Source organism: Pyrinomonas sp., assembly GCF_040289685.1.
In the GTDB taxonomy this organism is placed as follows: domain Bacteria; phylum Acidobacteriota; class Blastocatellia; order Pyrinomonadales; family Pyrinomonadaceae; genus Pyrinomonas.
The window spans coordinates 1-25,693 of record NZ_PSLQ01000021.1 but is presented as its reverse complement, the minus strand read 5'-3'; the positions used below and the strand labels follow the sequence as shown (position 1 = coordinate 25,693).

Annotated in this window: 19 protein-coding genes; 3 read left to right on the top strand and 16 right to left on the bottom strand. The window is 60.7% G+C overall.

The features are described from left to right. Positions 1–113: 113 nt before the first annotated feature. The 12 genes from C4334_RS06630 to C4334_RS06575 all read right to left on the bottom strand — a co-directional run bounded on the left by C4334_RS06630 (position 114) and on the right by C4334_RS06575 (position 17,727). Positions 114–1,040, bottom strand: coding sequence for a patatin-like phospholipase family protein (locus tag C4334_RS06630; RefSeq protein WP_352431300.1), 927 nt, complete (start codon positions 1,038–1,040; stop codon positions 114–116). Positions 1,041–1,245: 205 nt separating this feature from the next. Beyond that, positions 1,246–1,491: a hypothetical protein gene (locus tag C4334_RS06625; protein WP_352431299.1), complete on the bottom strand. Its 246-nt coding sequence runs from the start codon at positions 1,489–1,491 to the stop codon at positions 1,246–1,248. Between the two features lie 80 nt (positions 1,492–1,571). Continuing rightward, positions 1,572–2,411 carry a SurA N-terminal domain-containing protein gene (locus tag C4334_RS06620; protein WP_352431298.1) on the bottom strand — a complete coding sequence of 280 codons (840 nt, stop codon included), beginning with the start codon at positions 2,409–2,411 and terminating at the stop codon, positions 1,572–1,574. A 95-nt stretch (positions 2,412–2,506) separates the two neighbouring features. Beyond that, positions 2,507–5,791 carry a POTRA domain-containing protein gene (locus tag C4334_RS06615; RefSeq protein WP_352431297.1) on the bottom strand — a complete coding sequence of 1,095 codons (3,285 nt, stop codon included), beginning with the start codon at positions 5,789–5,791 and terminating at the stop codon, positions 2,507–2,509. A 172-nt stretch (positions 5,792–5,963) separates the two neighbouring features. Continuing rightward, positions 5,964–10,808: a translocation/assembly module TamB domain-containing protein gene (locus C4334_RS06610; protein WP_352431296.1), complete on the bottom strand. Its 4,845-nt coding sequence runs from the start codon at positions 10,806–10,808 to the stop codon at positions 5,964–5,966. A gap of 108 nt (positions 10,809–10,916) precedes the next feature. After that, positions 10,917–12,083 (bottom strand): 3,4-dihydroxy-2-butanone-4-phosphate synthase, encoded by a 1,167-nt coding sequence (ribB, locus tag C4334_RS06605; RefSeq protein ID WP_352431295.1) that lies wholly within the window; start codon positions 12,081–12,083, stop codon positions 10,917–10,919. 133 nt (positions 12,084–12,216) lie between these two features. Further along, on the bottom strand, positions 12,217–12,828 hold the full coding sequence (locus tag C4334_RS06600; RefSeq protein ID WP_352431294.1) for a riboflavin synthase: 612 nt from the start codon (positions 12,826–12,828) through the stop codon (positions 12,217–12,219). 41 nt (positions 12,829–12,869) lie between these two features. Beyond that, positions 12,870–13,559: a (d)CMP kinase gene (gene cmk, locus C4334_RS06595; RefSeq protein ID WP_352431293.1), complete on the bottom strand. Its 690-nt coding sequence runs from the start codon at positions 13,557–13,559 to the stop codon at positions 12,870–12,872. 11 nt (positions 13,560–13,570) lie between these two features. Further along, entirely contained in the window at positions 13,571–14,602 is a 1,032-nt protein-coding gene (locus C4334_RS06590) for a threonine aldolase family protein (RefSeq protein WP_352431292.1), read from the bottom strand. Beyond that, complete coding sequence (locus C4334_RS06585) at positions 14,599–15,030, bottom strand: gamma-glutamylcyclotransferase family protein (protein ID WP_352431291.1); 432 nt, start codon at positions 15,028–15,030, stop codon at positions 14,599–14,601. Before C4334_RS06585 ends, C4334_RS06590 begins: the two co-directional genes overlap by 4 nt. A gap of 47 nt (positions 15,031–15,077) precedes the next feature. Beyond that, entirely contained in the window at positions 15,078–16,211 is a 1,134-nt protein-coding gene (gene hemW / locus C4334_RS06580; protein ID WP_352431290.1) for a radical SAM family heme chaperone HemW, read from the bottom strand. 226 nt (positions 16,212–16,437) lie between these two features. Beyond that, positions 16,438–17,727 carry a membrane dipeptidase gene (locus C4334_RS06575; RefSeq protein ID WP_352431289.1) on the bottom strand — a complete coding sequence of 430 codons (1,290 nt, stop codon included), beginning with the start codon at positions 17,725–17,727 and terminating at the stop codon, positions 16,438–16,440. 384 nt (positions 17,728–18,111) lie between these two features. Between C4334_RS06575 and uvrA the strand changes: the two genes are divergently transcribed. Both uvrA and C4334_RS06565 read left to right on the top strand, forming a co-directional pair. After that, positions 18,112–21,000 (top strand): excinuclease ABC subunit UvrA, encoded by a 2,889-nt coding sequence (gene uvrA / locus C4334_RS06570; RefSeq protein ID WP_502943410.1) that lies wholly within the window; start codon positions 18,112–18,114, stop codon positions 20,998–21,000. Then, positions 20,972–21,421: a GatB/YqeY domain-containing protein gene (locus C4334_RS06565; RefSeq protein WP_352431287.1), complete on the top strand. Its 450-nt coding sequence runs from the start codon at positions 20,972–20,974 to the stop codon at positions 21,419–21,421. The genes uvrA and C4334_RS06565 overlap by 29 nt, the downstream gene beginning before the upstream one ends. 25 nt (positions 21,422–21,446) lie before the next feature. Here the strand turns inward: C4334_RS06565 and C4334_RS06560 are convergent, their stop codons facing one another. Next, the gene (locus C4334_RS06560) at positions 21,447–22,319 is read right to left on the bottom strand and encodes a CheR family methyltransferase (RefSeq protein WP_352431286.1); all 873 of its coding nucleotides are present in this window, start codon (positions 22,317–22,319) and stop codon (positions 21,447–21,449) included. Positions 22,320–22,338: 19 nt separating this feature from the next. Continuing rightward, positions 22,339–22,827: a chemotaxis protein CheW gene (locus C4334_RS06555; RefSeq protein ID WP_352431285.1), complete on the bottom strand. Its 489-nt coding sequence runs from the start codon at positions 22,825–22,827 to the stop codon at positions 22,339–22,341. Between the two features lie 325 nt (positions 22,828–23,152). Here C4334_RS06555 and C4334_RS06550 point away from each other — a divergent pair, with 325 nt between their 5' ends. Beyond that, complete coding sequence (locus C4334_RS06550) at positions 23,153–23,509, top strand: carboxymuconolactone decarboxylase family protein (protein ID WP_352431284.1); 357 nt, start codon at positions 23,153–23,155, stop codon at positions 23,507–23,509. Between the two features lie 22 nt (positions 23,510–23,531). Here C4334_RS06550 and C4334_RS06545 read toward each other — a convergent pair whose 3' ends face one another. Together C4334_RS06545 and C4334_RS06540 are read right to left on the bottom strand one after the other, a co-directional pair. After that, positions 23,532–24,491, bottom strand: coding sequence for a lysophospholipid acyltransferase family protein (locus C4334_RS06545; RefSeq protein WP_352431283.1), 960 nt, complete (start codon positions 24,489–24,491; stop codon positions 23,532–23,534). Between the two features lie 226 nt (positions 24,492–24,717). Then, on the bottom strand, positions 24,718–25,455 hold the full coding sequence (locus tag C4334_RS06540; RefSeq protein ID WP_352431282.1) for an esterase family protein: 738 nt from the start codon (positions 25,453–25,455) through the stop codon (positions 24,718–24,720). Positions 25,456–25,693 lie beyond the last annotated feature (238 nt).

Sequence of the window (25,693 nt, the reverse complement as noted above, 5' to 3'; positions counted from 1 at the left end):
ACTGGTTTACAGCCGCAGAGTCGTCATCATCTGCGCCGAAAACGGTGGTCTGCCGCGAACGCCGAAATTGACTGGTTTACAGGGGATGAAAGACGTGCGTCCGAGGGGTCTGTTCAATCTCCAGCCGTTTCAGCTTCGCGTGAATGAAACCAGCGCCACAAGATGCTTCTGCTCTCTTCCGCTGGCGGACTGATCAACCGCCTTATCTCGTCGAGCGATTCTCGTGCTGCTTGCGCGCCAGCTTCGATCAACTCATCGGCTCGCGTCATCTCGTCCCAACGAATGTGACCGACGGCGGGTTTGATGATGACGTCGGCTTGCGCCAGTTGATGCGAAGTCGCAATACGTTGCACACAGAGCATGGCTTGCAGCAGCACGCCGATGGCCGATTGCGGCGCGCCCATGAATTTCGCGCCTTCGGCATTGACATCGACAGCGATCACCACCTCGGCGCCGAGTTCGCGCGTTGCCGTGACGGGCACGTTGGCGACAAGGCCACCATCAACAAGCTGTCGCCCCTGACTATCCGTCACAGGCACGTACCAACCGGGCAAGGTGCAACTGGCGCGAATGGCGAAGGCTAGATCACCTTGGTCGCGCAAGATGACGGGCGCGCCCGTCTGCAAATCTGTGGCGACGGCGGCGAAAGGAATGCGCAAATGTTCGAACCTCGTCACGGGAAAGCGTTGCCGGATCATCCGTTCGAGCCGTTCGTTGGACTGAATGCCGAGCCGCGAAAAGGCAACGCGCCCAACATCGCGCCAACGCAGGCGACGCCCGATCTCTTCGATCTCGTCGAGCGACATGCCCGCGGCGAAAGCGCCTGCGACGATGGCGCCTGCTGATGTGCCCGCAATGCAGTCAATGGGCACGTTGTTGGCCGCTAACACCTTCAGCACGCCAACGTGAGCGATGCCGCGCGCTGCGCCACCAGAAAGGGCGAGGCCGACGCGTGGTCTCCTCCTATTCCTATCCGATCTTCGCCACATTACCTCTCGAATTTGACGAACGACGTGAATGATCGGGATGCCTGAACACATCCTCCAGCACCGCTACCCGAACAGAAGATGCAGGGAAAACAATCATGCGCGAGCTTCTCACTTCCCGACTTCACTCAACTGACTCCAACCGAGCCGCTACCGCTTGACCGACGATCAATCTCTCGTCACGCTTCGGTTGCTCGTTGGCAGCGAACGATGCCAGCAACCGAGTTTACGCACAGCTATTTCGAGGGTTCGAGAGAGGCTACTTGCGACGGCGCGCTGCTCTTCGCGGTGGCGATTGGTACGCCTGCGGCGAAGCGAGCATAGCCTGTATGCCTTCCGCCACCCGTCGAACCACATAGTCGACGGTCGCCCGCGGCACTTCTAGGCGACCGAACACCTCTTTGCCGGATGCCGAAACCTGCATTTGGCCGACGAGATCTTTCAACATCTGTCCGACCTCGTTCTTCGGGTTGTACTGAGCTGCAAGTCTCTTCAGGTTCGACATCACATCGGCGAACTTCGTGGCCTGTTCTTCGGCGGATTTGGGCGTAAGCCTCAGCGCGCAGCTAGCGTCGCCGGACCGCATCATCTCGAGCGGTTCACAGCGCTGCTCGGATTCGCTGGGCGCGCTTCTTGTTCTGCGGCGTTGACCGCCTTTCCCACAGCCTCTCGGTCGAATTCGGGAACGAGGATGACGACATCGGCGCGCGCTCGCGCTTGATCCAAGAACTCATTCATCTGCGCCGCCACCTTGTCCTCCATCAAGTCACGCTCGATTTCGTTGCGAACTTCTTCCAACGTCGGAACGACGAGCCCGGGTCGAAGGCGACGAAAACGGGGCACGTAAACGTCGCGGTAGTAACTCGCCACCTCTTCAGGGGTGACCACCGTGAACGAACGGAAACGGAAATCCAAGTATTTTTCGATCTCCAGACGCTGACGCATGATCTGCCGCAATCTATCGGCCGTTAACCCGACCAGTTCAAGCCGTCGGCGGAATTCCGCTTCCGACGGAAACCGTTTGATCAGTTCCGCAACGGCGTTGTTGATCTCTTCGTCAGATGGCGAGATCGTCGGCAGCCGTTCGGCCTCTTGCGCGATCAAACGTTGATCGATGACCAGTTGCAACGCGCTTTGCAAAGCTTCCGGACGCAGGCCTTCGATCGGCGTGTTCGGTTGCAGCGCGAGTTGCCAGATGAGATCGGAGTAAGTGATGAGTTCGCGTCCGTTGATGCTCGCGACCATTTTATCCGTGACGACCTGCGCGTAAAGCGATGAGCCGAAGAGCACGCTGAGCGCGAACGAGGCGACTCGTTTTCGCCACCCAAGCGCGCAAGGGCGCGGCGTTTCGGACCGAAGCATGTCGTCATCGCCCGTCGTCGCCGAAACACAAGCGATGAGAGCCGAGAGCGCCTTCGACCTCATCTTTCTCGGAGCGGGCGCGGTCGCCGCGAGTGGCGTCTCGTTCCTTGTAGGGCGAAGGTTTGCGACTCCCCTGTTCATCACCGACTCTCTCCTTACTAGAAAGATCTTCCGAAACGTATCTGAAAGCGCGCTCGCGGTAGGCTGATGATCGCATCCGGAGCGCCGATCTGCGGGATGTTGAAGCGCGGCGGATTGAGCAAGTAACCGAAATCGACGCCTAGCGGCCCGAGGGGCGTGCCGGCACTGAAACCGACGCCGATGGTATGCGTCCAAGCGGCTTGTGCGTTGCGATCGAGCCCCGGGATACTGCCGAACAGATCGCGCACGCGCGCAAAGACGTTTCCGCCGTCGTAGAAAGGGATGATCTGCAGGTTGCGCGCCAACGGAATGCGCGCTTCCAGATTCACGATCGCCAGCGCGTTGCCGCCGATCGGCACGGTGAAGGGATTGACCGCTACGAGTTTGCCGTTGCGATCGCGCAATTGGCCGCAATTGGCTGGAATCGGCGTGAGCAAGTAACAGGTCGGGACAACGACTCGCGGACCAGCTTCTTCGAAGCCGAAACCGCGCAGCGTGGTCGCGCCGCCGGCGAAGAAGCGTTCGCTGATCGGCAGACGTCGATCAGCCTCATCGATCACACCATTGCCGTTGCGATCGCGCAAGTTGAACAGATCGGCCATGCCGAACGTGAAACCGCCGGCCAGCACCACTCGCCCAAATTTTCGATACCGACGGTAAGTTGATTCGAAACGATTGAAAGAGATGTTGCCGCCAAGCGCGCTAAGCGCCAACGAGTAGTTGAGCGTCAGGTATTCGCCGCTCGTCGCATCGACGCGACTGTTGCGCGTATCGCGAGCGAAATCGACGGCAAAGCGCGAGATGCGCACGGCGCGATCCGGACGCAACAGGTCCGAGATCAACAGGCTACCGATGTTGTAAAGCCGCACATCTTCGTAACTGTAACGCAGGACGAGCGTGTTCCGGCGCGCGATCTCTTCCGGGACGCCGGCGCGCACGCCGCCGAAATCGCGGCGCGTCTCGACGTTGAACGTGAAGCGGTTGATGCTCGGTTCGCCGGTGCGCGCCGATGGATCCTCACAAAGGACCGGACGCCCTTCGTTATCGAAGCACTGCACGATGCCACCGCTGCCGCGATCGATGGTCGAGCGGAAAAAGCGCGTCACGCTCGCGTCGCGCTGGTATTGCAGCGAGACGGTCAGCGGCGCGAACAACCGCTCGCTGTAGCGCCGCAAGCGCGGGTTGAAGTAGTCGAGGCGCACGAGCTGGCGCCGCTGGCTGGCGCGCACGCGCAGCGCCCCCTGCTGCAATCTTCCGAAAAGGTTGTTGTGTTGTATTTCGAAGAGTCCGAGCGGACCATTGTCGGTCGAATACCCGAAGCCGTAATCGAGCACGCGCGGTTGTCGTTCTTCGAGATCGATGATCACGTCGCGTTGGCGAAATCCGGCCTTGTTCTCGCCCGTCGGTTCCGTCCGCACGATCACTTGGCGAAAAGCATCCGTGGCGAAGAGCGCGCGCTCGGCGGCAGCCAGATCATCGGCGCGCAGCACCGCGCCTTCGCGCAGCGGGATCACTTCGAGGATCGCGTCGCGCCGCGTGCGCACGTTGCCGTTGATGAAGATGCGCCCGGTGTAAATTTTGTCCCCTTCGGCGACGCTATAGATCAAACGCACGCGCTCGTCACCATTGGAGTTCAAACGCGGCAGTTCGACCACGTCCAAACGCACGTCTGCATCCAAGTAACCGTGACGCCCGTAAAACGCCTGCAAAGCGTCGGCGTCGGCCCGCGCTTGCAAACGCGAGTACGGGCCGCCGACGACGGTGCGCATCTGGCGCGCCAGTTGTTCACGAGTGAAGACGGTGTTACCGCGAAACTCCACGTCAGCGACGCGCGTCAACGGTCCTTCCGTGACGACGAACGTGATGATCAAACTCTCGCCATCGAGCGAGACGCCTTGTCGGACTTCGACTTCCGCCTTTCGATAACCAAGATCGCTCAAGCGCGAGCGGATCAAGCGCCGATCCTGTTCCAGATCGTCGAGACTGGTGTACCCCCGTCCATAACCCAAAAACGGGATGATGCCGAGAACGGTCGCTTCCTGCGACCGGAGTTGATCGCGCAGTTCCTCGACGCGAAGCTTGTCGGTTCCCTCGATGCGTATCTCGCGCAATCGGAATCTCCGTCCGAGCGTCGCTTCGTAGCTGATGTTGACCGTGCGTCCGTTGAGCTCCTCTGAATCGAGCACCTCGCACGTCTCAGGCGCACCGTTGGTCACGCCGTTGAGCGGCGGCGTCACGCTACATCGCGCGACGACTTCGGCGAAGAAGTAGCCCTCTTGTTGCAGCCTGTTCTCCAGACGACGCGCGCCCTCTTCAATGGCCGAATATTCGATCGTGCCTTCGCGCAGGACGGGAAGTAGTTCCCGGCGGCGCTTTTCGCTGAGATCGTAACCGCGAAGTTCGACGTTGACGCGTGGGCCGACTTTGCCCGTCAAAGTGATGGTCACCTTGTTGCGCGCTGAATCGAGAACGACGCGCGGTTCATCGAGCGTCGGCGCGAGATAACCGGCGGCGACGATCGCCCGGCGCACGCGGTTGAGATCACGTCCGAGCGCTTCGCGCGTAAACGGCGCTCCAGGTTGCAACCGCAGTTCCTGCGCCAAGCGCGCATCGTTGAATCCGCTGATGTCGATGTTGAAGGCTTCGACGGTGGCTTGCTCGCCCGGCGTGACACGAAAGATGACGGTCGCCCGCAGCCCGCTCGGATCAAGGCGCTGCGCATATTCGACCGTTGCGCGGAAGAATCCGCGATCGCGCAAGTAAACTTGAATCAGATCGGCGTTGGTGCGAAGGGTTTGCTCTGAAAGGCGTGCCTCCGGTTCGAAGACGTTCAAACGCGCGCGCAACTCATCTTCGGAGATGGGCGTTCCGGGCGACGCGTTGATCTCGATGCGCACTTCGCCGATGCGCGGTTGCGGACGGACGATGAAACGTAAACCGACGCTGCCGTTCGGCTCCTCGACGACCTCGACGCGCGCGTTGGCGACGCGTCCGGAGTCGAACAGCGCCTGCAGCGCTTCGCGTATGCGCGCAGCGGAATAGCTGCTCCCTGAAGCGATGCCGGTTAAATTGCGAAGCTCGTTCTGGACAACCTCGTTGGCTGGCGCCCCTTCGAGCAGAACTCGCACGGCGGAGATGGGACGTCCTTCGTACCGCCCGATCATTTGCGCCCAAAGCGCGGACGGAACGAGACACGCGAACACGCACGCCAATTTGAAGATCGCTTTAACCAACCCTGATCTTGTGCCCACCATGAACGGCACGCCGTGATCCGATGTTTTCGCAAGCGACGGGAAGATCATCTCTGCCCGAGACGCCGAGATGACATTTGCCTCGTGCCTTTCACGGAGCACGCCCGCAAAGGTCTCACTCTCATCATACTCACGCCATTCGCTTCGCTAAACAAGGCGTCAACGCGCCCGAAATTTGGGTCTTTGTCTTCAGCCTCGCGCCACCTTCGCGCGGAGGCTTGAGTCAGAAACGTTTTCTGAATCTGATCTCGAAGCTGAAGTTGTTGTTGCGCGACGACGCGATGTTACCCTCCGTCCCTTGCGTGTATTGCGCGACGAACGAGAGCCGATCCGAAACGCGATATTCGACGATCACCACTTGATTCTGTTCGGCGGTCAAGTTGGTCGAATAAGTCACCGACAGGTTGCGGTTGATCTGACGTCCGACCGTCAGCCGCGCCGTGGGGGTAGCGCCCCCGCGTCCGACGATGAGCGGGTCGATCTCGAAACGGTTCAAGCCGAACAACCGGTCCGTGGCGCGCTGCGCTCGCGCGTTGATGAGCGCATCGGTCAGCAAGCTCGCTGCCGTGCCCAAGCCGGTTTGCGAAAGGGTCGAAAGCGACCGTTCGTCGGTCGCCAAACTCCCGGTCGTAATCAACGACACGACATCAGCTTGCGGAAGCGCCGGTTCGGAGCGCACCGTGGCCTGCAACCCCGATGAAAGCGGACCGTTGAGATTGACGATGACGCGGTAGCCGCGGATTTCCGTCTCCGCTTGAATGTTCAGGAGCGGATCGCTCGTGCGCGGCAACAGATCGACGCTGGCGCGCACGATGTCGTAACGATCGTTGCGGAAGTTGAGCGTGCCGCGCGTTGCAGTGATCCTCCCTGAAACGACCGGATCTTCGAGCGAACCGCGAATCAGCAACGAGACTGACCCGATGACATCAGCTAAATTGTTGCGCACGACGAGCGCATCGCGCCCTTCCACACGCAGGTCCAATTGCGTCGTCGCGCCGAGCGCGCCGCCACCTTCAGTCAAACTCGGCTCACGTCGGCGATTGATCAGATCCGCAAGTTCTATATCACGGCGGTATTCGGCACGCCGCAAGTTGATCGTGCCGGAGATGATTTGCGCTTCGGTGGAACCTTGCACGATCAACTCGCCGTCCGCCGTCGAACGAAACCCTTCCGGGAAAGGCACGCTCACATCCTCGGCGCGCACGGTGAAGCGAAATTGGGTCGGCACGCCGAGCAGCGCGCCGCCGAGCACGGCAAGGCGTCCACCGCCCAAACGCCCCGTCAGCGTTTCGATCTGCGCTTGGTTCGAGGTGAAACGCACCGTGCCGTTGATGCTCGAAACGGTCAAACGTTCGCCGGCAAGCAAAGTGGAAAACGAAGCGCCGACCACTTGCGCCGTTCCCGTCAAGCGCGGATCAGCATAGGTTCCGTTGACGCGCAGTTGCACGCGAGCCAACCCACCGAAAAAGATGTTTGGTGACAAACCGTTGAAAAGACGCAGGTTCATCTCTCCGTTGGCGACGAATTGCTGCCTGCCTTCAGGACCAATAGCCAACATGCCGCCCATGATGATGTTCGTTCCCGGACCAGCAAAGCGCGTCTCATCAATGGCCAACTCTTGCGGCGAGAATTGGACCGAAAGCGGAGCCGTGGCAGCGATCTGCGTATCGCCGATGATGATCGCCAGTTGCGACAATTCCGCTGTCCCGCGTAAAGCTTGAATGCCGAAACCAGTCTCGCCGTAGAGCGGACCGCTTGCGCGAATCCTTCCGCTGATGCGCCCCGTGAGGCGGATTCCGGCATCGGGAACCAGCGCAGCGAGGAGCGGGCCGAGATCGGCATCAGTCAGCGTCGTTTCGACGCTTGCTGGAAGCTCTTCTTCATTCAAGCTGATGCGCGCCGTGATCGTTTGCGGTTGACCGAAAAGCCCTGTGGTCAATTCAAGCGTGAGCTGTCCGCCGTCGGTGCGCCCGATGAGCGAAAGATCGCCTGCCGGACGCCCGTTGATGGTGACGCCGCGCCCTTTGCCATCAATCGTCACTCGGTAGGTGCGCGGATCGGAGAGCGAACCCGCAGCCGCAGCCGTGAAATCCAACGCCCCTTCCACCGGCAGATCCCTTCCAACCAACGTCTCGACCAAGCCGAAAGGCACGCTGCTGCCCTCTGCGCGCAGATCGAACTGCGCGTCGGTCCACGAACCAGCGCCCAACGCGACGCGCCCATTGGCGCTCAACCGTCCCGTTTCAAACTGCGCGTCGAGCTGTGCGATCTCAATCTCTTTGCCATTGAACGCGAGCTTCGCCTTCAACGCGCGTAGGACTTCATCGCGAATGCGTCCCGGGCCGAGTTCAAGATCCGCTTCGCCGCGCATCGCGTTCGGGAAACCCTCGACCACGACGCGCCCTGAGGCTTTGCCGAGCTGGGCCAGTTCGTCCCGTTGGCTCTCGCTCAGGCCCGGAATGGCTGCGGCGAGTGCAGATGCATTGGCCCGTTCGAGCGAGGCATCCAGCCGCGCGTTGTTTTCCCCCTCACGCGGGATGACCAAAGAGAAAGAGATGTGCCCACCATCGCGTTCAGTCAAACGCCCATCCGCAACGCGCAGCTCCGTCGGCGTCCGTTCGAACTTTGCGCGCAGCGTTCCGACATCGCGTCCGTTGAGCACGAAAGGATCGAGCGTTGCTTGTCCGCTGAGCGATGGGTCGCGCAATGGACCGCGCAGCGATCCATCGAAGGCGAACCGCCCCGTCAACTCGACGCCATAGTTTGATAATCCATCGGCCAATTGCGGTATGAGCCCCGTCGAGACGACCAAACGTTCAAATTCGCCGGCGTTCTCCGAATTGATCGCCAATCGAAGGTCGGAATCGCGCTCTAACCCAAACCTTCCCGTCGCTTCAAAACGCGTCGTGCCGGCACGAAGGTCGACTCGTTCGATGTTGAAAAGCCCACGATCGGCACTGAGCGCGATTTCGCCGTCCACCGGCGTCGCGCCGCTTTCTCCCGTGGCGTTCAAACGCGCACGCACGGTTCCGGAGGCCGTCTCAAAATCGGTGCCGACCAGGGTGAGATCGACTCTGCCAGTGGCCCGACTGGCGATGGGTGCAGCACGCCCCGAAAGTAAGGCGAGCAGCCCGCCCACATCGAGTCCGGCGAACTCGGCTTGCACGCGCGATGGCGTGCCACGCCCCGTTCCGACGACGAGTTGGCCGCTGGCGCGCCCATCGAATAGTTCGGCTTGGAGATCGCGAAGCTGAATCTGGCCGTTGGAAGCGATCACGTTGCCGGAAGCTTTGCCAAGCTTGATCTCACCCAAGACGCCGCCGCCTAGACTCAAATCAGCGCTTGCACGATAGCGCCCCTGCGCGTCGACGACGAAACGTGGATTAGCGAGACGAACGCCTTCGACGCGCCCGTCCTCAAGCGTTACCGTGCCGACATCAACATCGCCGCTTTGCCCTTCGACGCGCCCGTTGATGATCGCCAAACGAACGCCAGCGATGTTCAAACTGCCCGTGCGCGCTCCGGCAGCGGCAAGTGACCCAACGCGCAAACGCTCCGCGGTGACGAACGCCCCATCATCCCGTTGCGTGAAGACGACGCCGTCGGCAGCAACAGCGTTGACCCTCGTGTTCGGCGCGGAGACGGCTGCCGCACCGAGGCGCGAAGCCGCGACGTTCACACGCCCATCGGCAACGCGCAAGGTCACGCCGTTTACACCGATTCCTGACACGCGGGCGGAAGAGAAGTTCAACTGCGCGGCGCTGCCTTGTGAAGCGGCAGCGCTGAAGAGATTTTCGCGCAATTCAGCGCGCACATCTCGAAAGATGAGGTCAATGACGGAAAGCGCGCCCGAGCGTAAAGCGGCGGTCCGCAAGTCTCCGAGCCAACGAAAATCGGTCCCCGTGCCCATCAGGTTGCCGACGAGCTGGACCATGTTCAAACGAAACGATCCGGCATTGAGCAGATCGGCGACGGCGCGCGCTCGCGCCTCATAGCTTGCCCCTCGTCCCGAAGCCTGCGCCGCGATGTTTAGTCCTTGCAAACGCACGCCGTCGATGGCCGCGCCGTCGGCGACGAGTTGTCCTTCGAGGCGGTAGTTCGTCCCTTCGCCTTGAATGCGTCCGTTGAACGAGCCCGCACCACGCAGCGCGATCTCTGGGCCGAAGAGATCGGAAAGACGCGTCAAATCGACCGTGGAGACGAGATCAAGGCGGTAACGCGCCGCGCGCCAATCTTCAACTACGCCCGTTGCGCGCGCTTCCGCTACGGGCGAGCGCAAGATGAGCTCATCGATGCGCGCGCTCGTTTGATTGACCGATCCGCGCGCCTCAAGCGCGATCCCTTGAATCTGCTGTCCATCGAAACTGAAGCTCGCATTCGAAAAAGCGAGCGTGAACAGATTAGCCCAACCGGCGGCTGGAGCCTGCGGATTTTCCGGTTCGAGCGTTAATCGAAGATCACGCGCGTCACCAGCCAATTCATGACGTGCATCGCCGTAATGGACCACCGAATCGCGCACGCCGATGCGCGCTGTCGAGTAAGAGAAGAGGATGCGCCGATTCGGTTCCGGCGGCGGCAGTCTCAACCCATCGAAGTTCGATCCCCCTTGTTCATCGAAGGTTACCCATAGCTCCAAGCCTTCGACTTCGAGCGTTTCAAGATTGATGTTGCGCTGGAGCTTGAGCGCGAAGAGATCTTCGATGCGAACGCGCGCCGTGATGCGCCGCACGCGACCGATCAACGCCCCATTCGTCGCATTGCGCAGAACGAGGTTGCGGATCTGCGCCGTGCGCGGACCGAGCTGGAAGCGAAAGCCCTCGATCTCGGCGCGGATATTGTAATTGCTGAGCGTATTGACGATCTGATCGGCGATGAGCGCATCGAGCCGTCCGCTGCGGTAGAAGAAGACGACGGCCAATAGCGCGATCATCGCGCCGCTGATCGTGATGATCAGCGCGCGCCACGCTGCGCGGCGCGTCACCAGCGGGCGCCATCTTCTCTGGCGGACGGCTCGACCATCGGATCGATCGGCTGCGTTCTGCCGCTCGTCGCGTTCGTCCGTAGGCATAAAACACTACCCATTCGGTCTCTGATACACTACTTTCCGACCGCGCAAAGCGCAAGCGGAAGATCGGTTTTCGTCGGGGCTTACGATCGGGGGAGAGGGGGCGGATCATCAACCGTCGGTGGTCGCGACCGGTTCCGCCTTCCGTTCAGCATCGAGCGGCACGTGGCCGACGATCTCCAACTCGAACCCTTCGAGCGCCGATAGCTGCGGCGGATGGTTCGTCACCAAGAGAATGCGTCGCAAGCCGAGTTCGTGCAAAATTTGCGCGCCGACGCCGTAGTTGCGATCGAGGCCGTAGCCGGTCTCGACACTCGCTTCCTCGAACGAGATGCCGCGCTCCTGCATTACGGCGTAGGTTCGCAGTTGATGAATCAGATCAAGCCCGTGTTCGCGCTGCTTCAAGTAGAGCACTACGCCGCGTCCGGCAGCCGCGATCATCTGCAATGCCGTGCGGAGCTGTCTTCCCGTGTCGTTCAACAGCGAGCCGAAGACGTCGCCCGCGACGTTCTCCGTGTGGACGCGCACGAGCACCGGTTCGGTTGTCCGCACTTGACCCATCACCAGCGCCAGATGCACGTCGCCGTTGATGACGTTCTCGAAGGCGATGGCGCGAAACGTGCCGTATGCGGTCGGGATATCAGTCTCGACAACGCGCCGCACGAGCACCTCTTTGCTCATCCGGTAGCGAATTAGGTCGGCGACGGAGACGATCTTCAGCTCATGTTCTCGCGCGAACGCTTCGAGCTGCGGAAGGCGCGCCATGGTCCCATCCGGGTTCATGATCTCGCAGATGACGCCTGCCGGATACAACCCAGCGATGCGCGCTAGATCCACGATCGCTTCCGTTTGGCCGGGACGCACCAGCACGCCGCCGCGACGCGCGCGCAACGGGAAAACGTGTCCGGGACGAGCTAGATCCGAAGGCTTGGTCTTCGGATCGACCGCCGTCAGAATGGTCGTCGCGCGATCGGCGGCCGAAATGCCGGTGGACACGCCGCGCCGCGCATCAATCGAGACGGTGAACGCGGTGCCGAAATTAGAGGTGTTGTCTTCGGTTTGCATCGTCAAATGCAGCTCGCGGCAGCGTTCTTCGGTCAAAGCCAAGCAGATCAGACCGCGCGCGTGCGTCGCCATGAAGTTGATGATCTCGGGCGTGACCTTTTCCGCCGCGCACGCTAGATCGCCTTCGTTTTCGCGATCTTCATCATCAACGATGATGATCATGCGACCTTCACGCAGATCCGCCGCGGCATCTTCGATCGAAGCGAAAGGCATAAGAAGTTCTCGTCGAATCGACAGTCCTCTTTTCTCCGAAAAAGATATTAACTCGACTGAGCGCCGCGTCGAAAACGCCGACGCGCGGGGCGGCGCTCGCACCGACGTCGCGCTTTATCTTTCCAGCGCCTCGTCACGAAAGCGCAACCCTTTCGCGACCGCGCGTCAACATTCGCTCGACGTATTTGGCGATCACATCCGCTTCCAAATTGACTTCATCACCGGGGCGCAGGTACTGCAGGTTGGTCGCCTCCCACGTTTTTGGGATGATGGCCACGTCGAAATGTTCGTCCGCGAGCGCCGCGATGGTCAAACTGATCCCTTCAACGGCGATCGAACCTTTGAAGACCAAGTAGCGCCCAAGCTCTGGCGGGTAGCAGATCCGCACCGTCCATGATTCGCCGTGACCTTGAACGTCGAGCAGGCGCCCGCGACCATCGACGTGCCCTTGCACGATATGTCCGCCGAGCCGCGTCGAGAGCGTCAACGCGCGTTCGAGATTGACGCGCGATCCGACCTGTAATCGGCCCAACGTAGTGCGCTGCAGCGTCTCGCGTGAGCAATCGGCGGCGAAGGAGTCCGAACCGATCGCGCGCGCCGTCAAACAGACGCCGCTGACGCAAATCGAATCTCCCTCGCGCAGATCCTCCAACACTGCCTGCGCTTCGATGACGAGCCGCCCGTCTTCTCCGCGCCGCTCGAAGCTGCGCACCGTGCCGACTTCTTCCACTATGCCGGTGAACATCCTCGCCACAACCTTCTTTGCCAAACTGAATTCATCGCCGCTCAGCGAAGCTCGGTCAGTCCCCGCTCGCGTGCAACTTCCATCATACGTTGAAAGACATCCTCGATGGAAAGCTCCGTCGTATCGATGACCACGGCATCTTTGGCGATGCGCAGCGGCGAATCGTCCCGTGTTGAATCGCGTTCGTCGCGCAGGTTGACCTCGCGCAAAACGTCATCAAAGGTGCGATCCTGCATGCGCGCGCGCTCCTCTTCATAGCGTCGCTGCGCTCGTTCTTCGGGCGTCGCCGTCAGGAAGAACTTGAGATCGGCCTGCGGAAAGACCACTGTTCCCGTGTCGCGTCCATCGAGCACAACGCCGCCGTGCGCGCCCATGTCGCGCTGCCGACGCACCATCTCACGCCGCACTTCGGGAATGGCCGAAACGACCGACGCCAGATGCGAAACGCGCTCCGAGCGGATCTCCTGCGAAACGTCTTCGCCATCGAGCATGACGCGCAGGTCGTTGGGATCGCCAGCCAGTTCAATGCGCGCGCGCCTTGCGATCTCGGCCACCGTTTGACGGTCGTTCGCATTCGCCCCGGCGCGGAGCACGGCCAAAGCCACGGCGCGATACATCGCGCCCGTGTCGATGTAAAGGAGGTTCAAAGCGCGCGCCAGCATCCTTCCCAGAGTTGATTTTCCAGCGCCGGATGGGCCATCAATGGTGATGATCGGGGCTCTTTTGCTCATAACTTGAATGTTCAATCGAGCGCTCGCTTGAAAGCGATGATCGCCCTTTCAATATCCTCGCGAGATATGTCGTAGTGCGTGACGAAGCGTATCTGTTGATCGAAGCTCGAGGCGAGCACACCGCGTTCGCGCAGCCGCGCGCAGATCGCCTCCGCGCCCTTTCTCGTCTCCGACACGTCGCAAATGACGATATTGGTCGCGACGCGCGTTGGATCAAGGCGCACCCCGCGCATCTGCGCAAGCGCTTCGGCCAAGCGACGCGCCTTCAGGTGATCTTCGTAAAGGCGCGGCGGACTCTCCTCCAGCGCGACGAGCGCCGCTGCGGCCAGCACGCCGGCTTGTCGCATTCCACCGCCCAAGAGCTTGCGCACGGCACGCGCCTCGCGGATGAATTCCTTGGTTCCGAGCAACATCGAACCGACCGGCGCGCCAAGTCCTTTCGACAAGCAGAACATCACCGAATCGGCTGGTCCAGCCAGCGCCGCCACCCGCTCATCGAGCGCGACGGCAGCGTTGAAAATGCGCGCGCCGTCAAGGTGCACCGGAAGGCCGAGCGCGTGCGCGCGATGGCAAACCTCTTCCATCTGCGCGCGCGCCATCACCGTCCCGCCCGCCAGATTGTGCGTGTTCTCAAGCGCGATGAGGCGCGTTGGGGCCAAGTAGTAAGGACCGCCGACATGCAACGCCGCAGCGATCTCGTCCCACGTGAGCTGCCCGCTTCCGTCACGGCTACGCACCGGACGCGCCAACGCGCCCGAGATGACGGCCATGGCGGCCATCTCGTAGTTGAAGATGTGACCGCGCTCTTCGATAATCACCTCGCTTCCCGGCCTCGTGTGAAGTTTGATGGCGATTTGATTGCCCATGGAACCAGTCGGCACGAAAAGAGCGGCTTCTTTTTCGAAGATCTCCGCGGCGCGCTCTTCGAGCCGATTCACGGTCGGATCTTCGCCGTAAACATCATCGCCGACTTCGGCCTCGGCCATCGCGCGCCGCATCGTCGGCGTCGGGCGCGTCACCGTGTCACTACGTAGATCGATCATCGCTGCGCGCCTCCAGAAAGCTTGCTCCGCAGGTGCTCAATGTAGTCGCCGCTTGCGATCAACTCGGCGTTTCGCAGATCGCCATTGTAAACGTAGATCCAACACGGCACTTTGCGCCCATCGTCGAGCGCGGCCACCGTCTCGCTTCGCAAAAAGAGGCTGCCCCGTTCATCCGACGGATGATAACCTTCGTACGCATCGAGCGCTGCCAACGTCTGCTCGTCGGTCAATTCGTAGATTTGCCCGCAAACTTCCGTCGCTGACTCTTCGTCAATCGCTGCGCCCGGATAATGGCCTAGGTCATACAACCTGCCGCGAACGCGCGCTGGGCCAAACAACCGTTGTCGGCGCAGCAACTCGGCGACTGCACCACGAGCGCACTCGGATCGCAGCGTACCGTAAACGAAAAGGTAACCGAGCATCTTCATCTTCGGTGGCAAAGCGCACGTGCGCCACGCGCTCGAACTAAACCGCGTCAGATCAGCGCGACGAAAACCTCGTTTGATAAGACAGCGCCCTTGCTGGTCAAACGCAACCGATCGCCTTCGAGTTCGATTAAACCGGCGTCGCGCAACCGCGCGATCTCCGCCGCGCGATCGCGCAGCACGTTGCGCCCGAAGCGCGCGGCGTAAGTCTTCAAATCGAAGCCGTTCATCAGACGCAAGCCGAGAAAGAGCGTCTCGGCGCGCGCCGCTTCCTCGTCCAACTCCACCGTTTCAACCACCGCTCGCCCCTCTTCTTCTATCATTCGCACGTAGCGCTCTGCGGCGCGTTCGTTAGCCCACCTCCGTCTTTTTCCGTCGAAAGAATGGGCCGCGCAACCGAATCCGTAAACGGGCGCGCCGGTCCAGTATTTCATATTGTGGCGCGCGCGATGTCCGGGCAAGCAGAAGTTCGATATCTCGTAATGCTCGTAACCCGCCTCCTCCAGCCGCTCGATCATGACGGCATACATCTGCGCCGCCAAATCTTCGTCCGGCGCGGGCACCGTGCCGCGCAAGATCTGCCGCGCGAGCGGGGTACGCTCGTGCACCTCCAGCAGGTAGAGAGACATGTGTTCGGGCCGCAATTCGATGGCGCAATCGAGATTGCGTTGCCACACAGCGAGCGTCTGTCTGGGCAATCCGGCGATCAGATCGAGGTTGATCTCGGCGAATCCGGTGGCCCTCAAATCGGCGACGAGAGCGATCGTATCCGCCGCCTTGTGTGCGCGTTTCAAGCGCGCCAGCTCTTCATCGTCGAATGTCTGTGCGCCGACGCTCGCGCGGTTAATGCCGAGCTGTCGGTAAGCGCAGAGGCGGTTGCGGTCTGCCGTCGCCGGGTCGATCTCCATGGTCACTTCCGCATCGGCGAGCAAGCGAAACCGCGCCCGCACTGCGGCGATCAACCGTCCGATCTGCCTCGGGTCGAGCGTGCTCGGCGTGCCGCCGCCGAAATACAGGCTGTCGATTTCACGCGGCACATCGAGCGGGAAGGATTCGATTTCGCGCACGACGGCGCGCACGTACCGCTCGGCGAAGTCGCATCGGTAGCGCGTTGTCGCAAAATCGCAGTACGAACAGCGCGCGACGCAAAACGGAATGTGTAAGTAGACTCCGGCCCGCCCCATCAAAGGGCGATTGTATCACTGCCTCGCCGCCTGAACCGAGAGCCGACAGCGCAGCTGGATCGCTCATGAAGCGTAAAGGGCTGAACCGGGCGTCGCTTGAAGCGAGAGTTTCGCTGATCGCGACCGTTCGCGCCGGTTGATCGGCGTTCGAATCATCTCTGTAAAGTCACAGCCACAGCCTTTCGGCGCAGCGCTTGAAGCCTCGTTAATGCACGCGGAAAGCAGCTCATCGCGCTGCGCCCGGGGACGGTTCCAACCGCTTCAGACTCCCTTCGCCGCTGATCGTGCGGCTCATCTGCCGCGCGACTCGTTCAGCTTCAGCCATCACGCGCAGCAGATTTTCGCCCAGGATCTTGCGCACATCACGCTCGCTGTAACCACGCCGCAACAGTTCGTACGTAATGTTCGGCAAACGCGAAATGTCCTCCATGCCGACCGGGAGCGTGGGCACGCCGTCGAAATCCGAACCGAGACCAACGTGATCCACTCCGGCGACCTTTGCGATATGGTCGATATGATCGATCAGCACTGAAAGGGGCGTCGGCGGAAGCGGATTGGCGGCGTAGAGCTTGCGCGTCTCTTCTTCCAACCTTTTCGGATCGTCTTTGTATTTTTCGCGCAGCGCGTCTAGTTGCGGCTTCAACCGTGCCTCGCGCTCCCTAGAAGCGTTGAGCGCCTTCTGGTCGATGAAGACCGGGTAGAAATTGACCATCACGACGCCGCCGTTTTTGGCGATGCGTCGCAAGATATCGTCCGGGATGTTACGCGGGTGATTGGCCAAAGCACGCGCTGAAGAGTGCGAGGCGATCACGGGTGCGCGCGTGACATCGAGCACATCGTTCATCGTCTTATCTGAGACGTGCGAGATGTCGACGAGCATGCCGAGGCGGTTCATCTCGCGCACCACCTCCTTGCCGAATTCGGACAGCCCATTGTGGCGCGCCGCGTCGCAACAAGCATCGGCCCAATCGTTCGTGTTGTTGTGCGTCAAAGTCATGTAACGCACGCCCAAACGATAGAAACCTCTGAGCGCCATCAAAGAGTTTTCGATGGCGTGCCCGCCTTCGATCCCCATCAGCGCGGCGATCTTCTTCTGCCTCTTGGCGCGGCGAATGTCCTCAGCCGAAGTCGCGAGGATGAGGTCATTCGGGTAGCGTTCCACAGCGCGATAGACCATATCGATCATGTCGAGCGCACGCCGTGCCGATCCGCCCTCGCGCGCAAATCGTCGATCGACGTAGATCGAGAAGAATTGGCCCGTGACCCCGCCCTGTTTCATCCGTTGAAGATCGGTATGATACTTACCGACGGATGTTTGACCGAGATCGTAACCTTCATCCACCATCGGCGTCGTGATGTCGTTGTGGCCGTCCACGACGATGGCCGAGCGGTGAAGCCGAAGCGCTTTCTGCCAAAGTTTTTCGTCGCGCGCTGCGCCATCCGGCATCATCTCCTGCGCGCTGCCGACGTTGCCGAAGAATAAGAAAAGGCTGAGAAGCGTGATGGCCTTTTTCATTTACGTCGCTCCACGAAAGTTTCGATCAAAGCCTCAGTTGAGCATAACCCAACTCTGCCCCTGAAAACCAAGGGTCACGGCCGCTCCCGTTTTCACGCTGGTCGCTTCGGCCAGCGCTGAGCTGCTATGGGTTGATGCCTTTAACCGACCGGACCAGCATTAAAAGATCGGGTAGCGGGCTATCTGAAGATGATGATCGTCTTTGCGACGCCCACGAAAGCGGCGAGCGCCTGATCGTCACATCGCCTCGGTTGGTCGTCTGTGACGCGCAAAAGATAAGACCAACTCCCGCTCGCTTTCGTCCGCGATCGCTTTCGCGCTATCATTTACTTTTTCCCGCACTGCGCAGGGAGAATCTATCAAGCGGTGGTGGCGATGAAACGAATGGCACAAGATGCAATCGTCGTCCGCGGGGCGCGCGTCAACAATTTGAAGAACATCTCCTTTTCCATTCCGATCGAACGCCTGACGGTGGTCACCGGAGTCTCCGGATCGGGCAAATCGTCGTTGGCGTTCGATACCGTCTATGCCGAAGGTCAACGCCGCTACGTCGAGTCGCTTTCAGCCTATGCGCGTCAGTTTCTCGAACGCATGGACAAGCCCGAGGTGGACGAGATCACCGGGATTCCGCCCGCCATCGCCATTCGGCAAAAGAATTCAACGCGCAATCCACGCTCCACCGTCGGGACGCAGACCGAAATCTACGATTACCTGCGCCTTCTCTACGCTCGCGTCGGCATCACTGTGTGTCGCGTCTGCGGGCGCGAAGTGCACCGCGATTCGCCCGAATCGGCAGCCGATGAGACTTTGCGGACGTTGCCTGAAGGAACGCGCTTCTACGTCCTCTTTCCAGCCGATGCTGGCCTTCGCGCTGAAGACGACGACGCGCCATCGCGCCAGCGAGCGAAAGAAACGCTCGGCGCCAACGCAGTGAAAGCTCATGTCATGAGCTTGATGCAACGCGGGTTCACGCGCTTTCGTCGCGGGGCGGAGACGTTCGAGGTGCGCGCGCCAGAAGATTACGCGCTGCCCGACTTCGGCGGCGTCTTCGTCCTCGTCGATCGCCTTGTGGCGCGTCCCGATGTGCGCGCGCGCTTGGTCGATTCGCTCGAAACGTGCTTCCGCGAAGGGCATGGCGCGGCCATCATCGAAACAGTTGAAGCGGAACCGCGCCTGTTGCGTTTCTCCGAACGCTTCGAATGCAAATACGACGGCACGATCTACGCGCACCCCGAACCGCGCCTCTTCAGTTTCAACAACCCCTATGGCGCTTGCCCGACCTGTCAAGGTTTCGGCAACATCATCGGCTTGGACCTCGATCTCGTCATCCCTGATCCGAGCCTGAGCTTGGAAGAAGGCGCTATCGAACCCTGGACCAAGCCGCAGTTCGACTGGGCGAGAGAAGAGCTGCGCCGCTTCTGCCGCGCAGAGAGAATCCCGATGAACGTTCCTTTCAACGAACTGACGCGCGCGCAGCAACGCAACATCATCGAAGGCAAGGGCAAATGGGGCGGCGTGCGCGGTTTCTTCGCTTGGCTGGAGACCAAGAAGTATAAGCTGCACGTGCGCGTCTTTCTCGCCAAATATCGCGGCTATACGCTCTGCCCCGATTGCGGCGGGGGCCGCCTCAGACAAGAAGCGCGCGACGTGCGCGTCGGCGGCAAGACTTTGCCTGATCTTTGCTCCCTCTCGATCAAAGATGCGGCGGCTTTTTTCGACACGCTTGAACTCGATGCCGAACGCGCGGCCATTGCCGAACGACTGCTCGTCGAGATCAGAAGCCGATTGCGTTTTCTCGTCGATGTCGGACTCGAGTACCTCACGCTGGACCGGCTAGCCTCGACCCTTTCCGGCGGTGAAGCCCAACGCATACAACTGGCGACTAGCCTCGGCTCCTCGCTCGTCGGCGCTCTCTATGTGCTCGACGAGCCGTCGATCGGCCTTCACCCGCGCGACGGTCTGCGCCTGATCCGCCTGTTGCAAAACCTGCGCGACATCGGCAACACAGTGCTCGTCGTCGAACACGATCCGGAGATGATCCGCGCCGCCGATCACATCCTCGATATCGGACCGGCGGCTGGCGAACTCGGCGGACAGGTCATCTACGAAGGGAGCTACGAGGGACTGCTGCAACATCCGACCTCTTTGACAGCGCGGTACTTGCGCGGCGATCTGGAGATCAAAGGGGCGAAACAACGCAAACCCGTCGGCAAGCGCAGATTGCAACTTCGCGGCGCGCGCGAGCACAACTTAAAAAACATCGATCTCGACATCCCGCTCGACATGCTCGTCTGCGTCACGGGCGTCTCCGGCTCCGGCAAATCGACGCTGGTCCACGACTGCGTTTACGCTGGCCTGAAAAAACAACGCGGCGAATGGCAAGGGCCGGTGGGTAAGTTTCGGCGACTCGATGGCGGGCAACATCTGGACGATGTCGTCCTCGTCGATCAATCGCCCATCGGACGGACGCCGCGCTCGAATCCAGTGACCTACATCAAAGCCTACGATGCGATCCGCGAGCTTTTCGCCTCCACGCGCGAAGCCCAAGCGCAAGGACTCGATCCGGCTCATTTTTCGTTCAACGTTCCGGGCGGGCGCTGCGACGTGTGCGAGGGCGGCGGCACGGTGACCGTCGAGATGCAATTTCTCGCCGATGTCGAACTGGTCTGCGAAGAATGCAAAGGGATGCGCTTCAAACCGCAGATCCTCGATGTTCGCTATCGCGGGAAGAACATCTACGAGGTCTTGAATATGACCGTGCGCGAGGCGTTGCTCTTCTTCCGCGATGTGCCCAAGGTAACGAATCGCTTGCGGGTGCTCGACGAAGTCGGCCTCGGTTACCTGCGACTCGGTCAATCGGCGACGACGCTCTCCGGCGGCGAAGCGCAGAGAGTGAAGTTGGCCGCGCATCTGGCCAAAAAGACCGGCGCGCGCACGCTCTACATCTTCGACGAGCCGACGACCGGACTACACTTCGATGACATCAACAAGTTGCTGGCCGCTTTCCGCTCGCTCATTGAAGCTGGCGGCTCGCTTCTCGTCATCGAGCACAATCTCGACGTGATCAAGACCGCCGATTACATCATCGACCTCGGGCCCGAAGGTGGAGAGGCAGGCGGGCACGTGGTCGCTTGCGGGACGCCCGAAGAGGTGATGAAAATTGAACGTTCCCATACGGGCCGTTTTCTGCGTGTGCACGTCGGACGCAGCAAACAAGGGTTCTTCGATAGGGGAGGCAAACCGAATGAGCTTGAAAGCACGCATTCTCTCTGATCTGACGGCAGCGATGAAAAACCAGGACGCCTTGCGCACTTCAACCCTGCGCATGGTCAAAGCCGCGCTCACCAATCGGGAGATCGAAAAGGGAGGTGAACTAACCGATGAGGAGATCGTCAAAACGCTCCGCTCTCTGATCAAACAACGTCAAGATGCCGCTGAGCAGTATGATCGCGGCAACCGCCCGGAACTGGCGATCAAGGAACGCGCCGAGATTCAGATCATCGAATCTTATTTACCGCAAGCGGCGACGCCGGAAGAGATCGAGCGGGCCATCGCTGAAGCCATCGCCGAAACCGGCGCCTCGTCCATGCGCGACATGGGCAAGGTGATGAAAGCCGCGCAGGCGCGCCTCGCCGGTCGCAACATCGACGGGCGCACAGTGAGCGAAATGGTCAAGGCGAAACTGAGCCAGTGATCTTTACGACCGATGAGATCGCTCTTCAAGAGACTGGGCCACTGATCTTTTGATAAACTAGATCGTTTTTCAAGTGGACCAGTTTGAAAGGCAGATCGAGCGCCGCCAATGATTCCGTCGCGCCGAGGATGAGATAGCCGCCATCGCGGAGCGCGCGGTGCAACCTCAGCGCCGCGCGCCGGCGGGCGCGTTCGTCGAAGTAGAGTAGGACGTTGCGGCAGAAGACGACATCGAAAGGCCGCTCTGGCTCGATAGCCGTTTCCTCGATCAAATTGGCGACGTTGAACGTCACCATGCGTCGCAGCTCTTCGCGGATCTGCCAGTTGCCCTCTTCCAATCGAACGAAATAGCGCTCTTTTCGCTCCCCCTTCAGCGCGCGAAACGATGAGCGCTCGTAGATGCCGACTTGCGCTCGTCGAATGGCACGGGCCGAAATGTCGCTGCCGACGATCTTCACCCGCCAGTCGTCGAACAAGCCCGCTTCGCGCACGAGCATGGCCAGCGTGTATGCCTCTTCGCCCGTCGAGCACCCGGCGCTCCACAGGTGCAGCGCACACGTGCGCGCGTTCATCCGCGCAAGCTGCGGCAAGATCTCCCAACGAAAGGCTTCCAGCGCCCGCTCTTCACGAAAGAAGTAGGTTTCATGCACGGCCAGCGCATCGATGGCGTGCGCAAGCTCCTGCTCGCCGCGATGATCGAACCGCAAGTGCAGGTAATAACGCTCGAAACTCTGAAACCCGAGGGCGCGCACACGAGAGCGCAGGCGATGTTCGAACGTCCGCTTGTTGAGCTTATTGAAGTAAAGGCCCGACGCCTGATAGATCAGGTCGCGCAAGCAAGCGAACGTCGCCTCGCTTAAGACGAGGTCATCTGAGGAAGACTGAAGGGTATAGGGCATCGACGATTTGATTCAAGCTTCAGCGGCCCGCCTTTTCGTTGCTCGCAGCCGCGAAGATGCGCGCGCAATCGAGCACCGCGATCAACTCACCGGCGTGTTCAACGACGCCGCGGATCAAAGCATCGCCGCCTCCGAGCGACTGCAACTTCCGTTCGGCGACTTCGATTACGCCTTCGACCCGCTCCACAGCGAGCGCAAGCTGCTCTTCGCCACGCAATGTGACGATGAAGCCGCTGGCTAGCTCGCCGTCCAAAGCGAGCAGGACGTGCGGGTCCAACACCGTGTAGATGCGGCCGCGAACGGCGACGACGCCGACGACAGCACGCGGCGCGCGAGGCAGCGGCGCCGGCTCCTTCCACCGAACGACGAAATCGGCTTCGTCGGCGAAGATGCCGATCGGACGTGGACCAACGCGCATCACGAGCATCTCTCTTTTAGCGCCTTCAGGTTCGCCGAGAAGCCCGAGCGTGCGGGGCAGGATGGCGATCGTCTCAAAGTCCGCGCTCATGTAACGACCGAAGAGAGGCGTGTTGGACCGGGCCAAACCTTGGGCCCTCGAATTCTTCTAGCACGCCGCGCGAAGGAGTGTCAACGAAGCGGCGCGGTTTCGTCCGGCGCGTCGGGTCGCGCTAAACTTCGGCGGATGTTTTCCCCAAAGATAGCAACCGCCGTCAAGCAGCAGCGCGGCTCGAATCCCCGACCACAGGGGATGGCACGCAGACCACAACCTCTTGTGGTACGTTCGCCGCAGAAAGCTTTCGAAGACGACTTGAAGTCACGGGGACCAATCAGCAAACAGTAAGAGCACATTTAGCGTAAAGGAGCTTTGGAGAATGGACGAATTCGACCGTTATCGCGCGCAAATGAACGAACGCCTGCTCGGAAGCGGGCATCTCGGCATCAAACGGTTTTTCGCATTGGACACGCAGGCTTACGAGCAGGGCGCACTTGACAGCCGCACGAAAGAGCTGATGGGACTGGTCGCGTCGTTGGTCCTGCGCTGCGATGATTGCGTCACTTATCATTTGAAGCAGTGCGTGCGTTTGGGCGTCACGCGCCCGGAATTCCTCGATGCGTTCAACGTAGCGCTGGTAGTCGGCGGCTCGATCACCATTCCGCACCTGCGGCGCGCCATCGACCGTTTGGACCAACTTCTCGCCGCCGAAAAAGGCGACGGGGCGTCAGAGTGAAAGGCCGCATACAGGTTTGCGGCTAATGAGAAGCGCGCGCGACGAAGGCGGCGACCGCGGGCGTCGCGTAAAGGTCTGGCTCTCCTGGCGGGCGCGTGTGCCAACGTCGGTGTATCCAGAGCCACTGATCCGGGTAACGTCGAATCAGATCTTCGATGAGCGCGGTGAAGTGGGCCGTGTTGGTAGTTACATCGCGTTCGAAATCCCCGGTCCGGATAAGCTCAAGCGGAGGCTCGATGCGTATCACGTAGCGCTTCTCGCGCTCTTCCCACACAGCATAGGCGAGAAGGACGGCAGCGCCGGTGCGCAGCGCGAGGGTGGCGACCCCCGTGGTAGTGCATGCGAGCCGACCGAAGAACGGAACGAAGACGCCTTCGTGCGGCTGCGTGTTCAAGTCGGCGAGAACGCCGAGCGTTCCGCCTTGTTGCAAAACGCGCAGCGCTCGGCGCGCCGCTGAACGTTTATCTATGATCCGGTTGCCGAAGCGCGTCCGCACGCTCTCGACCAACGCTTCGATTCGCGCGTTGTCAATGCGCCGGACGATGACGTGCTGTGGAATGCCGAAAGCGGCGCCGGCAAAGCTCAACAGTTCCCACGCGCCGAGATGAGCCGTGAGGAATATGACGCCGCGCCCTTGCTCTCGGGCACGCTCGAAATGCTCGCGGCCGACGAGATCGACGTAACAACGCAAGCGCTCCGGCGTCGCACGAAAGAACTGGCTGAACTCGCCGAGCTGCCGACCGAGATTGATGAACGTTCGCCGCAGCGTCTGCTGCCGCGCTTTGCGATCAGAGGTCGGGAAAGCCAACTCCAAGTTGCGCTCGCCCGTCCGACGCAGTCGCCGCGCCAGATGATAGGCAGCCAGCCCCAAGCAAGCGCCGCTGCAAACGGCCAGCGGGCGCGGCAACGCAGCGAGCGCGGCGAGCAGCGAGCGCGTCGCCCAGTATTCCAAAGCGATTCTAGTTGCACCTTTCTCGCTCATCTTTTCGGCGTCGAGACGATGCGCCGCGCAGACTCTCGGCTCACCTTTTCGGCATCGGAGCAGTGTAACGCGCAAATTCCGGCGACGGCAACCGCACTGGCCGCGCCGACCTTGAGATGAAAAGGCGCGCCGTGCGTCTTTTCGCGTCGCTTTTCGAGCGCGGAGTTCTCACGGGCGGTGCTCGAGCAGGTCTGCCCCTCTCGCTAACTTGCCCGCGCGCCTTCCTTCAACCGAAAAGTTTCCCTAGGGAGTAATCGAGCATACGGCACCACCAAGGCCAATCGTGGTTGACGTCTGCGCCCCAGATGTCGAGCGTGTGCGGGATCCCTTTGGCAGTCAGAATCTCCGACAAGCGCCGACTTCGTTCCGGCGCCTCAAACGCTCCCTGCCCGGTCAGAATGTAGATGGCATCGGCGCGCCGCAGCAACGGCAGATAGTAGTCGTCGTTCAAATTGGGCAGATATTCGACTGGGTTGTTGAAGTAAACGTTGTCGTCATGGTAGCCATTGAAGTAACTGCTGATGTCATAGGTTCCGCTCATGGCGATGGTGCCGCGCACATGATCGGGATGACGGAAGTAGAAATTGGCCGCGAGGTAAGCGCCGAGGCTCGCTCCGGTCGTTAACGGTCGCGCCTGAGGATCGCCTGTATCCTGCCGGATGAGCGGCAACACTTCGTCCATCAAGTAACGATCATAGCGCGTCAGGTATTCAGCTTTGACTGGAGGGGACGCATGAGGGTTGAGCAAGCTCTGACGATTGACGCTGTTGATCGAATAAGCGCGAATGCGCCCCGCCTCCAAATGATGGCGAATAGCATCGATCAAGCGGAAACGTTCGTATTCAAGATAATCCGCTGCTGCCGTCGGAAACATCAACAGCGGGTAGCCCGCGTGTCCATAGGCGACGAGCGGCATCTCCAAACCGAGATGATGACTGAACCACGAGGTGACTCGGCGCTCCATGCGAAACCTTTTCGCTCCAAAGCTGATGTGAGAAGATCGGGGCGAATCATCGCGCAAAATCCGCGTTCAAAGCAAGGCGCGCGCGGCCAGATTCGGGAGCGCAGTGAACAGTGCGTCAACACGGCGCACGACGAGGATCGTTCTGAGCTTTGCGATCGAGAGCTACTGAACTGGCAACGCGCTCTCCCCATCTGATCGCGACCGACGTCTCGTTACGATCGAGAGAGGGCGAAAACCG

What these genes read in the sequence shown, in the direction of transcription:
- C4334_RS06620 (WP_352431298.1), bottom strand. Translation starts at nt 2,411, where the DNA reads ATGAGGTCGAAGGCGCTCTCGGCTCTCATCGCTTGTGTTTCGGCGACG.
- C4334_RS06555 (WP_352431285.1), bottom strand. Translation starts at nt 22,827, where the DNA reads ATGAGCGCGGACTTTGAGACGATCGCCATCCTGCCCCGCACGCTCGGG.
- uvrA (WP_502943410.1), top strand. Translation starts at nt 18,112, where the DNA reads ATGGCACAAGATGCAATCGTCGTCCGCGGGGCGCGCGTCAACAATTTG.
- C4334_RS06615 (WP_352431297.1), bottom strand. Translation starts at nt 5,791, where the DNA reads ATGATCTTCCCGTCGCTTGCGAAAACATCGGATCACGGCGTGCCGTTC.
- C4334_RS06575 (WP_352431289.1), bottom strand. Translation starts at nt 17,727, where the DNA reads ATGAAAAAGGCCATCACGCTTCTCAGCCTTTTCTTATTCTTCGGCAAC.
- C4334_RS06550 (WP_352431284.1), top strand. Translation starts at nt 23,153, where the DNA reads ATGGACGAATTCGACCGTTATCGCGCGCAAATGAACGAACGCCTGCTC.
- C4334_RS06610 (WP_352431296.1), bottom strand. Translation starts at nt 10,808, where the DNA reads ATGCCTACGGACGAACGCGACGAGCGGCAGAACGCAGCCGATCGATCC.
- C4334_RS06630 (WP_352431300.1), bottom strand. Translation starts at nt 1,040, where the DNA reads ATGTGTTCAGGCATCCCGATCATTCACGTCGTTCGTCAAATTCGAGAG.
- C4334_RS06540 (WP_352431282.1), bottom strand. Translation starts at nt 25,455, where the DNA reads ATGGAGCGCCGAGTCACCTCGTGGTTCAGTCATCATCTCGGTTTGGAG.
- C4334_RS06590 (WP_352431292.1), bottom strand. Translation starts at nt 14,602, where the DNA reads ATGATCGATCTACGTAGTGACACGGTGACGCGCCCGACGCCGACGATG.
- C4334_RS06545 (WP_352431283.1), bottom strand. Translation starts at nt 24,491, where the DNA reads ATGAGCGAGAAAGGTGCAACTAGAATCGCTTTGGAATACTGGGCGACG.
- C4334_RS06565 (WP_352431287.1), top strand. Translation starts at nt 20,972, where the DNA reads ATGAGCTTGAAAGCACGCATTCTCTCTGATCTGACGGCAGCGATGAAA.
- C4334_RS06600 (WP_352431294.1), bottom strand. Translation starts at nt 12,828, where the DNA reads ATGTTCACCGGCATAGTGGAAGAAGTCGGCACGGTGCGCAGCTTCGAG.
- cmk (WP_352431293.1), bottom strand. Translation starts at nt 13,559, where the DNA reads ATGAGCAAAAGAGCCCCGATCATCACCATTGATGGCCCATCCGGCGCT.
- hemW (WP_352431290.1), bottom strand. Translation starts at nt 16,211, where the DNA reads ATGGGGCGGGCCGGAGTCTACTTACACATTCCGTTTTGCGTCGCGCGC.
- ribB (WP_352431295.1), bottom strand. Translation starts at nt 12,083, where the DNA reads ATGCCTTTCGCTTCGATCGAAGATGCCGCGGCGGATCTGCGTGAAGGT.
- C4334_RS06560 (WP_352431286.1), bottom strand. Translation starts at nt 22,319, where the DNA reads ATGCCCTATACCCTTCAGTCTTCCTCAGATGACCTCGTCTTAAGCGAG.
- C4334_RS06585 (WP_352431291.1), bottom strand. Translation starts at nt 15,030, where the DNA reads ATGAAGATGCTCGGTTACCTTTTCGTTTACGGTACGCTGCGATCCGAG.
- C4334_RS06625 (WP_352431299.1), bottom strand. Translation starts at nt 1,491, where the DNA reads ATGTCGAACCTGAAGAGACTTGCAGCTCAGTACAACCCGAAGAACGAG.